A 9,813-nucleotide genomic window follows, 5' to 3' on the forward strand; every position below is an offset into this window, starting at 1 on the left:
AACCTCAACCGGCACACCAGCGCGGACATGCGGCGCCGCGTCGCAGAGCGGGAGTGGCTGGCCGTCGAGCAGTTGCCTGGTTACGCCCCCGACCTGAACCCGGTCGAGGGGGTGTGGTCGGCGATGCGCAGCGGTCTGGCCAACCTGGTCCCCGGCGGTATCGACCAGCTCGCCGCCCTGATCCGTGCCCGGCTCAGACCCATGCAGTACCGCCCCGAGTTGCTCGAGGGGTGTCTTGCCGGGACCGGGTTGTCCTTGGAGCCGTAACACCACGAATTAAAGCTCAGTGAGAGGCGGGGGGATCGCTGGTGACGCGGTCGAGGGTCGATGGGACCGCGCGGACTTCAGCAGGCCCACTGATAATCGTCAGACATTCTGACAATGACGTAATGAACCGCTCTAGGCTCGGTTTTGTCAAGGGCTGCAGCGAATCTTGGCACCGGGCCGAGCCGACCGACCCCTTGTCCGCGACCCGCGAACCGAGAATTGGAGGGTCTTATGATCCACACCCGTGGGCTCACCCGGAGCTTCCGCGCCAGGGGTGAGACCGTCGAGGCCGTGCGCGGCCTGGACTTGGACGTCGAGACCGGCTCGGTGGTCGCCTTCCTCGGACCGAACGGCGCCGGCAAGACCACCAGCCTGCGAATGCTGACCACGCTGCTGCCGCCGACCTCGGGCACCGCGACCGTCGCCGGATGCGACGTACTGGCCGACCCCGCAGGGGTGCGCCGCCGCATCGGGTACCTCGGCCAGGGCAACAGCGCGAGCTCAGCCCTGCGGGTCCTTGACGAGCTGGTGACCCAGGGCCGCGCCTACGGCCTGAACCGCAGCGAGGCCCGCGCCCGTGCCGACCAGCTGCTGGCCGCGCTCGAGCTGGAGAGCCTCACCAAGCGGACCGTGGGCACCCTGTCGGGCGGCCAGCGCCGCCGCCTCGACATCGCCATCGCGCTGATCCACGAGCCGGAGCTGCTGTTCCTGGACGAACCGACCACCGGGCTGGACCCGCAGAGCCGCGCCAACATCTGGGATCACATCCTGCGCCTGCACAAGGAGATCGCCACCACGGTCTTCTTCACCACCCACTACCTGGAGGAGGCCGACCTGTGGGCCGAACGGGTGATGATCGTCGATCACGGACGGGTGATCGCCGACGATCCTCCTGAGAAACTCAAGGCCGACCTGGCTGGTGACCGCATCACGGTCGGAACCGCCGACGCGACCGACGCCGCGCGTGCCGCCGAGGTCGCCCGCGGGCTGCCGACCGTCCATGAGGTCACCGTCGAGGGCACCGCAGTGAGTGTGCGCACCACTGGCGGCGACGCCCATCTGCCCCGCTTGCTCAGGAGGCTGGAGGACGAGGGCGTGCAGGTGTCCGTCGCCGACCTCACCCGGCCCACCCTCGACGACGTGTTCCTCACGCTCACCGGCCGTAGTCTGCGCGAGAGCGCCGACGCCGACTCTGCCCCGTCCGCCATGTTCCAGGGAGCCTGACCGTGAAGTTGATCAATGACACCGGGGTCGCGTTCACCAGGGAGATGGCTCCGGAGCTGCGCCAGCCGGCCGGCCTCATCTTCAACATGATGCTGCCCTTCCTGTTCCTCGCCCTCTTCGCTCCCCTGTTGTCGAGCATGGGAGACGTCGGGCAGGGGTCGGAGTCGCACTGGCAGTGGTTCGCCCCCGGCATCCTGGTGCTGCTCGGGCTGTCGGGCACCGCGGGCGCCGGAGCCGCCCTGCTCAACGAGATGGTCTCGGGCGCCTTCGAGCGTATGCTGGTCACCCCGATGAGCCGGGGCGCGATGCTGGTGGGGCGGACACTCAAGGAGGTCGTGATCCTGCTGGCGCAGGCCCTGCTCATCATCGCGATCCTGCTGCCCACCGGCTTCCACCTCTACCCCCTCGGTGCACTGGCCGGGCTGGTGCTGCTGACGGTGTTCGGCGTCGGGATCGGGGCACTGTCGTTCACGCTGGCGATCCATTCCAAGAAACAGCAGACGCTGTTCTACGGGATCCAGCAGGTGGCCTTCTTCCCGCTGCTGCTCCTGTCGGGCGTGCTGCTGCCCATCACCGAGGACTCGGCACCGACCTGGCTCTACGTGCTCAGCCGCATCAACCCGGTGACCTATGTCGTCGAGGCGGAACGCCACCTGTTCGCCGGGCGCTTCGCCGAGGTCTCGGTGCTGTACGGAACGATCGCGGCCGTCGCCATCGCGGTGCTGGGCGTCGCGGTAGGGATCCGCGGCATGCGCAACGCCACGGTGTGATCCACGGCCTCGGCCCCATCAGCGGGACACGGGAACGAACGACGAGGAAGGACGAGGAAGGACCATGACGACGCGGACCGTGGACTTCTGGATCGATCCGGCCTGCCCCTACACCTGGCTCACCTCACGGTGGGTCCTGGAAGCGGCGAAGGTCCGGCCCTTGGAGGTGCGCTGGCACATCATGAGCCTGGCAGTGCTCAACGAGGGCCGCGACGACGATCCGGAAGGCGACCCCGAGGGCCACCTCTGGATACCCGTGCGCATCTGCGCGGCGGTGCTGCGTGAGCACGGACAGAAGGCACTCGGCGAGTTCTACGCCGCGCTCTGGGCGGAACGTGGCGACGGCGACGGGAAGAAGTGGATCAATGATCCCGCTACAGCGCTGGTCGATGCGGGGCTGTCTGCGGAGCTGGCCCGTGCGGGGGTGTCGGACGCCCACGACGATGCGGTGCGCGCCTCGCACGCCGAGGGCGTCGCCCTGCTCGGCGAGCGCACCGGCACCCCGATCGTCGCCGTCTCGGCGCCGGGGGATGCCGCTGGGGCACCGATCGCGTTCAACGGCCCCGTCATCTCCCGGGTCCCCCGGGGCGAGGAGGCGGGGCACCTCTGGGACGGGGCACTGCTGATGGCAAGCGTCCCGGGCTTCCACGAGCTCAGGGGCGCGCCCGCCGACCCGGAACTTGACACACTCCGCTAGGCCCGCTCTCTCAAGACTCCCTCGACAGCGGGTGGTCGGACGGTCAGGTGCCCGTCAGCCATGCCTCATCGTCTGTGGCGTGGGCCAGCACCCGTTGCAGGAGGAGTTGGAGCGTCTCGGTCTCATTCGGGGACAGGTCCCCCAGTAACTCCCTCTCCACCAGCTCCAGCGGACGCTCGATACGGGTGAGCAGGTAGTGCGCGGTATCAGTGATCTCCAGGCGGCGAGACCTTCCGGTGGCACCGGGCCGCCTGCGCAGGTAACCCGCTTCGACCAGCTCGTTGATCAGGTGATGCGCCGACTGACGGGCGATACCCAGTTGACGGGCCAGCTCGGACATGGTCAGTTCCGGCTCGGCCTGCAGCTGGATGAGCAGCCCGTGCTGCCGGATGGTCAGGTCGTAGGGCCGCAGCCGCTCGTCGGCCTTGCGCGTCGCGACCGTGCTGGCGCAAGCGAGCAGGTAGGGGAGAGGGGTCGTCAGCACTGGCTCACCTCGTCAGGGTGGGAACCGCGGTCCAGGCGGGCGGGCCCGGCCGGAGACCCGTCCGGCTCCCCGGTCAGGGACATACTCAACCGTTCCCGAGCGTAACTCAGCGTCAGTGCCGGAAAACGGTAATAGGTCTCACCGTCGATGCCGGGCACCATCTCCAGCAGGTGACTGTCGGTAAATCGCTCCAGGGCGCGCTGTGTACCGGCTGGCTCCCAACCAAGCAGCTGGCCAGCGGCCTTCATGGAGAAGCGCTCCCCCGGTAGCAGGCTCAGCAGGCGGAAGGCGCTCTCTTCCAGGCGGCTCAGCGACTGGAAACTGGAATCGAAGGCGGCCCGCACATCCAGGCCGCCGATCCGCAACACCCGCAGCGGCGACCACGCGAGCTGCTCCGCCAGCTCTTCCGCGGGCAGTCCCGGCGGCGTGGCCAGGCGGGAACCAATGCAACGCAGCGCCAGAGGAAGACCGCCAACCAGCTCAACCAGCCGCTCGGCGACCTACGGGGTAAGATCCGCCCGGTCTGACCCGACCATTCGGGCCAGCAGTTCCACACCCTCGTTGAACGGAAGCATGTCCAGGCCGACCTGCAGAGCCCCGGCCGGTCCGTGCAGCCAGTGACCACGACTGCGCAGCGCGGGTCGCCGGGCAGCAGCGGACGTACCTCGGCCAGGGATCGCAGGTCGTCGAGCACCACCAACAACCGCCGCCCCGAGCTGACCGAGCGGAACAGCACACTGCGTTCCTCGAGGTCTTCGGGGATCCGGGCCTCCGGGATACCGAGCACCCCGTCGAGTTCGGCGGCACCTGGATCCACCCCAACCAACAGAACATCTGAGCCGAGGTCCAAGGGCTCGAACTCCCTCCCGGTGACCGATGAGAACCCCAGCCACACCATCTTCCCTGCGGAGGGCGGAGGGCACGCGGAGTTCTCCCTGGAAGAGGGCTTCGGCCATCAGGCGGAACTCCTCCTCCGCTACTTCGAGGGAACCGAGACCGTCTTTCCCGACGCCCACGACCCCTTCGCGGCCCCGAGAGGGATCGCCGCGCTCGACCAGCTCGCCATCCAGGACAGGCTCGACTCGCTCGGCCTGTCCACGTTGGATGAGGCGTGGCTCTACTCCTACACGGCTGGGCAAGGGGGAACCACCAACCGTGGCGCCTTCAGTCAGATCGCCCAATGGTGGGCTCTGAGCGACTTCGACATCAACACCTTCTACGGCGTCAACAGCATCCGGCCCCAGAACGGGCTGACCGACGTTCTCCAGCACATGGTCGACACCTCGGGAGCCGACCTGCGCCTGAACTCACCAGTGAGGTCCGTCTACCACAGTCGGGGCCGGGTCACCGCGGTCACGCGGCACAGAAGGGTCCACTGCGCGTCCGCGGCCGTCATCGCCGTCCCGGTCAACGTCTGGAGTGACATCAACTTCTGGCCGTTCCTGCGCTCGGAGTTCCTCCAAGCGGGTGAGGACGGCTACTCCGTACCCGTCGCTAAGAAGTTCTGGGTCCACCTGGCCGGGAACATCGACCGGCCGATCGTCAACACCGAGCCGGGGCACCTCTTCTCCGGCCTGGTTCCGATGGACACCACCGACCGGGGCATTCTCATGACCGGTTTCAGCTGCAACCCGGACCTGGACACGAACGACCACACCCAGATCTCCACCGCCGTCACCGACCTCCTCCCCGGCTCCCAGGTCCTGGAGGTCAGGGGCCACGACTGGGGCGGCGACCGCTACGCTCTGGGCGGTTGGACCTACAAGCAGCCCGGCCAGCTCACCGAGGAGACACGGGTCCTGCGACAGCGCCAAGGCGCCCTGGCCTTCGCGACCAGCGACATCTCCACCGGCTGGTCTGGATACGTCGACGGGGCGATGGAATCGGGTGCCCACGCGGCGCGGAAGATCCTTGACTGGCTCTGACATCGGGAGGGCCCGAGAGCATCCGAGGGCCGCCCGGACACGGTGACCGTGTCCGGGCGGTACTCGGATGCTCCTAGGCCGTCCTCGGTCAGTTCTGGCGCAGGGCCTCAAAAAGGCTGGCCAGGCTGTGGTTCCCGTGCCCCTGGGAGACCCTCTTGTCGATCAGCTTCTGCACGGCGACCGGCATGCCGTCGTCGACACCGAGCTCCCGGCAGGTGTCCACCAGGTGCTTGATGGCGGCCTTGTTCACGTCGAGGCTGGACACGTCGGTGACGTAGGAACCGGCGTCGACCTCCCCAGCGGACTCCGGGATGGAGGGCATGACGACCTGCTCCATCCAGATCTTGGCGAACGGCAGGAAGGCCTCGGCGGGCGCGCCCGTGGTGCTGACCAGGGCCTGCGCCTGGAGGTAGCCCGTGAGCGAGCTCCACAGCAGGTTCAGCAGAGCCAGGTCGTAGATCATGGCGACCCCGGCGTCCTCGCCAAGGTGCACGGCCTCCCCTCCCAGGACCTTGAGCAGGGCTTCCTGCTCGGCGAAGAGGTCGGAGGGGCCTCCGTAGAAGATCAGTGTCTCGGGAAGACCGATCATCTGGGGCACGCCCATGATCGCGCCGTCGAGGTAGCGGATACCGGCCTGCACGGCCCACGCGGACATCCCGCGTGCCTCCTCGGGGGTGCCCGAGGTCAGGTTCACGACTACCCGGCCGCGGATCTCGGACGCGACCGGCTCCAGGAGGTCCTTCACGACGCCGTATGTGGAGACGCAGACCACGATGACTTCACTGCTCTTCACCGCGTCGGAGACGTCCTGGGCGAAGTTCGCACCCTCGGCCACCAGGGGTTCGGCTTTGGCGGCGGAGCGGTTCCAGACGGTGGTGGTGTTTCCGTTACGGAGGAGGGCCCCAGTGAGGGCCGCCCCCATCATCCCCAGGCCGAGGACTGCGACTGTGGGCTTGGTGTTCGTCATTACCTGTCTTTTCCTTCTTGTTTCTGACGGGGTTCGCCGTTCCCCACCCCAGGTCTGAGGACGACGGGAAGCGACCGGTGGCCATTGGAGATGAAAGACTCCAGCGGACGTATCCCCTCGGCGGGGACGCCCAGTTCCATGTCGGGGAACTCCTCGAAGAGCCGGGAGAGCCCGATGCGGGATTCGAGCCTGGCCAGGGGAGCCCCCAGGCAGTGGTGGACTCCGTGACCGAAGGAGACGTGTTCGGCGCGCGTGGCGCGGAAGGGGTCGAACCGGTCCGCGTCCTCACCGTGCACCCGCCTGTCGCGGCCGGCCCCGGCGAAGGAGAAGGTCATGGTCTCGCCCTTGGCGATGCGCACGTCCCCCAGGTCGATGTCCTCGACTGCGTAGCGCAGCGGGAGGTTGCCGAACGGGGCCTCCACGCGCAGGGTCTCCTCGATGACGTGGTCCCAGGTCAGCTCCCCCCGCCTCACGAGGGGAAGGAACCGCGGGTGCGTGAGCATGTGGAAGATCGCGTGGTCGATGAGGTTGACGGTCGTCTCATGCCCCGCGGTGAACATGAGCAGGACCGTGTCCAGCAGTTCCTGCTCGCTGAGGCCTCCCTCGGTGTCGTGGGTGTCCAGGAGAGCGCTCGTGAGATCCTCGCCCGGGGAGCGCCTCTTGTCGGCGACCAACTTACGCAGCAGCTCGGAGAGCTCGATCTCGTTCTTCTTGGCCGTCTCCGACGACACCGTGGTGTCGAGGATGGCGTCGCAACGCAACAGGTCGTTCCTGAGGTCGCCGGTGATACCCAGCAGCTCGGAGATGACACGCATCGGAAGGGGGTAGGCGAACCCGGCGCGGAGGTCGACCGCCTCACCCGGGACCGTGTCCGCGAGATCGGCGATGAGGTCCTCAGTGAGCGCTCTGATGCGCGGCTCCAGCACCGCGGTCCTCCTGGCGGTGAAGGCCTTGGCAACGAGCTTGCGCAGCCTCCTGTGCTCGTCCCCGTAGGCCGTGATCATGTTCCGGTCGGCCATCCCACAGGGCGAGCGGCCGGGTCCGGGCCAGTTCACTCTCTCCGTTCCCCCACGCGGGCCAGTGACTTCTTTCCATCCTGGTAGAGGAGATTAGCTATCGCTGCCATAACCTCAAACTCCTCGTAACTATTCACGTGGTGGCGGGTAGCCAGACATTCCCGGCGAACAGCTCGGTGAGCTTGGCCAGCACCGTCTGACCCTGCTTCCTGGCCGTGGAGATGAACGACCGGATCCGGCAGAAGTACTCGGCCCCGCCAGAGTGCGCCACCCGCCCGAGACCTTGACCTGCACCTTGACCATCCGCACGTCACGCTCGGCCGTGTTGGAGGTGAAGGGCACGGCGAAGTCGGCCGCGAACCTCAGATAGTCGCCGCGGCGCTGGTCCAACCGCTTGACGAGCCGGTGGTCGGGCCCGGCCTTGGCGAAGGCCACCCCCCGCCCATAGGCGGCCCCGATCCCGGTCGACTCTTCCTCCTCCAGGCAGGCTCTGCCCTCGGATCTGGACCGTTCGACCAGGGCACGGGCACCGAGCAGCACATCAGCCATGTTCTGGGCCCAGGCAGCGTGCTCGGGCTCGAAGTCGATCACGGCTTGGAGTTCGCGCAGAAGGTGGGCACAGCACCACTGGTACGCGGTCCCTTAGACGTCGTAGGAGGCCAGTGCGTCGGTGACCAGCGTCCCGGCGAAAGAGGGCAGGATACCGAAGCCGTCCATCGCCTCCCGTCCGCGTTTGGGGTGCACCCCGTAGAAGGTGAGCGCATCGGTGCCCGCGACGTGCACCCAGTGGTTGGCGCCCGCCACGCGGGCCCCGGTCTCGTCGGCGTGCATGACCGGCGATGCGGCGATCGCGGCCTTGAGGACGGTCTCGAAGGGCTCCAGGCGCTGGTGCGCCCTGGCAGACAGAGCGGCCAGCCATCCGGTAGAGACGTGTGCTGCGCACACGTCGGCGAAGATCTCGGCCGCGCGCTCGACGGGCAGGTGGTGGCCGCTCATCAGGTGGGCGGCCGCCGCGCTGATCCTGGGACCGTAGGCGGTAGGAGCGCTGACTCCGGGCAGGGGGTGGGGACGGTGGTGGTGCCCCGGGCGCACCGCATCCGGTGGTAGCGGTGCTCGGTCACCTCCCACCCGGCTGGTTCGGGCAGGTCGAAGACCTGGCAGCGGCGCACCCCCGCGGGTCGGGCGGCGTCCAGGTCCCGCTGGCAGCCCCGACAGGTCGGGGGGTAGTGGTCCACGGTGTGGCCGGGTGCGGCGGCCTGGGCGGTGCCGCCGCTGCCGGGCTGCTTGCCCGGTTTGCGGCCCGAGGGTTTGCGCAGTGACCGCTGGACGGAGGGCTTCGTGGCGCTGTGGTCGGAGGAGGGCGGCTTGGACGAGTTCGTGGAGTCCTGGCCAAGACGGCGCTTGAGCTGGTCGTTCTTCTTCAGCGCATTGTTCTCCTCGCGCAGGGCTTTGCACTCGGCCTCAAGCTTGTCCACGCGCGCGAGCAGAGTGTCGGAGGAGGCCATGGGGGTGATCATTCCGCTTCGGTCGCGGTCTCGCAGGGGTTTCCCGAAGACCAGGGCGTACTGCCCGTTATGCCCGAATCCCAGGGGTCACGTGAACAGTTGCACTCAATGAGTGCAAGCCAATCAAGGAGAAGGGTTGACATCGAATGAGTCTACTGATGTAAGTCAAATTCGACCGAACTTCACTCATCCGCTACGCAACGGGAAAGGATACAAATATCAACAAATTAGAAGATTCGCAATGGAGACCGTCAGCCAACAGGGCCGCTGCATCTCCGTGTCCGACCTGTTTGATCAGGGTATTCCCCGCGGCAGCCTCAGCACTTTTCTTCAGGAGCTACATCGAGCCTTTTTCATCCTGAAGGTGCAGGTCACAGCCCCGTACCGGTCTCCCCGCACCTCTTCTGAACATCAAGGTCGGGTCGCCCGGAGGAGTCTCACCTCCGGGCTCCCACAGATCCCGGCGTGACAGTCTCCCGTCACCGGGCTCTTCTCAACCTCACCGTCAGAACTCCGGGACCCATCGCCAGTGCGCGAAGAAGCGCGGGTACTGGCGAGTCGTGCGCTCCCACGCGGCGAGCGCCCTCTTGAAGGTCCTCAACCGTTTGTACTTCTTCCTCATCCAGCGCACCAGGTAGGCGTTGATGCGTCTGAGCAGCGGATAGAGTTCGGACCGGTAGAACCGGCCGTAGTAGTTCATCCACCCCGACACGATCGGGTTGATCCATCGTGCGAGATCCTGCTCGGAGAAGGCGGNGTGGCGGTGCAGCCGCCAGGACCGCACCATGTCGCCCATCTTTCGCACTGCGGTCTTGGAGACCGCTGGGCCGAAGCCCGTGAACACGGTCCCATGCCTGCTGCGGACTCCTCGCGCCCGGAACGTGAACCCCAGGAAGTCGAACGCCGTGTGCTCGAAGGAGCCTCCGCGCTTTCCGTCCTTGCAGTAGACGATCCGGGT

The 9,813-nt window shown here is 67.3% G+C and carries 11 protein-coding genes and 1 pseudogene; 5 read left to right on the top strand and 7 right to left on the bottom strand.

Going from position 1 to position 9,813, the window contains the following annotated elements; translation table 11 throughout:
• The 4 genes from B042_RS0116695 to B042_RS0116710 all read left to right on the top strand — a co-directional run.
• On the top strand, positions 1–267 hold a 267-nt coding region (locus tag B042_RS0116695; protein ID WP_028649281.1), incomplete at its 5' end, for a transposase.
• A gap of 231 nt (positions 268–498) precedes the next feature.
• Positions 499–1,491: a daunorubicin resistance protein DrrA family ABC transporter ATP-binding protein gene (locus B042_RS0116700; RefSeq protein WP_028649282.1), complete on the top strand. Its 993-nt coding sequence runs from the start codon at positions 499–501 to the stop codon at positions 1,489–1,491.
• Between the two features lie 2 nt (positions 1,492–1,493).
• On the top strand, positions 1,494–2,261 hold the full coding sequence (locus B042_RS0116705; RefSeq protein WP_028649283.1) for an ABC transporter permease: 768 nt from the start codon (positions 1,494–1,496) through the stop codon (positions 2,259–2,261).
• A 64-nt stretch (positions 2,262–2,325) separates the two neighbouring features.
• Positions 2,326–2,958: a DSBA oxidoreductase gene (locus B042_RS0116710; protein ID WP_028649284.1), complete on the top strand. Its 633-nt coding sequence runs from the start codon at positions 2,326–2,328 to the stop codon at positions 2,956–2,958.
• A gap of 43 nt (positions 2,959–3,001) precedes the next feature.
• On the opposite strand, the gene B042_RS0116715 is transcribed toward B042_RS0116710, so the two are convergent.
• Complete coding sequence (locus B042_RS0116715; protein ID WP_028649285.1) at positions 3,002–3,442, bottom strand: MarR family winged helix-turn-helix transcriptional regulator; 441 nt, start codon at positions 3,440–3,442, stop codon at positions 3,002–3,004.
• Entirely contained in the window at positions 3,436–3,810 is a 375-nt protein-coding gene (locus B042_RS24480; RefSeq protein ID WP_028649286.1) for a hypothetical protein, read from the bottom strand. The genes B042_RS0116715 and B042_RS24480 overlap by 7 nt, the downstream gene beginning before the upstream one ends.
• A gap of 501 nt (positions 3,811–4,311) precedes the next feature.
• On the opposite strand from B042_RS24480, the gene B042_RS23585 reads away from it, so the two are divergent.
• Positions 4,312–5,367, top strand: coding sequence for an FAD-dependent oxidoreductase (locus tag B042_RS23585; protein WP_051415756.1), 1,056 nt, complete (start codon positions 4,312–4,314; stop codon positions 5,365–5,367).
• Between the two features lie 88 nt (positions 5,368–5,455).
• Here B042_RS23585 and B042_RS0116730 read toward each other — a convergent pair whose 3' ends face one another.
• The 5 genes and pseudogenes from B042_RS0116730 to B042_RS0116760 form a co-directional block, all read right to left on the bottom strand.
• Positions 5,456–6,334 carry an NAD(P)-dependent oxidoreductase gene (locus B042_RS0116730; RefSeq protein ID WP_028649287.1) on the bottom strand — a complete coding sequence of 293 codons (879 nt, stop codon included), beginning with the start codon at positions 6,332–6,334 and terminating at the stop codon, positions 5,456–5,458.
• The gene (locus tag B042_RS23590; protein ID WP_081748835.1) at positions 6,334–7,353 is read right to left on the bottom strand and encodes a cytochrome P450; all 1,020 of its coding nucleotides are present in this window, start codon (positions 7,351–7,353) and stop codon (positions 6,334–6,336) included. Before B042_RS23590 ends, B042_RS0116730 begins: the two co-directional genes overlap by 1 nt.
• Positions 7,354–7,479: 126 nt before the next feature.
• Positions 7,480–8,346: pseudogene (locus tag B042_RS26655) on the bottom strand (transposase).
• Positions 8,346–8,867 (bottom strand): DUF6444 domain-containing protein, encoded by a 522-nt coding sequence (locus tag B042_RS0116750; protein WP_028649289.1) that lies wholly within the window; start codon positions 8,865–8,867, stop codon positions 8,346–8,348. The pseudogene B042_RS26655 and the gene B042_RS0116750 overlap by 1 nt, the downstream one beginning before the upstream one ends.
• A 493-nt stretch (positions 8,868–9,360) precedes the next feature.
• Positions 9,361–9,813, bottom strand: a 453-nt coding sequence (locus B042_RS0116760; protein WP_028649291.1) for a group II intron maturase-specific domain-containing protein, incomplete at its 5' end; no start/stop codon positions are given.

It is taken from the genome of Nocardiopsis sp. CNT312 (genome assembly GCF_000515115.1).
Taxonomy (GTDB): Bacteria; Actinomycetota; Actinomycetes; order Streptosporangiales; family Streptosporangiaceae; genus Nocardiopsis.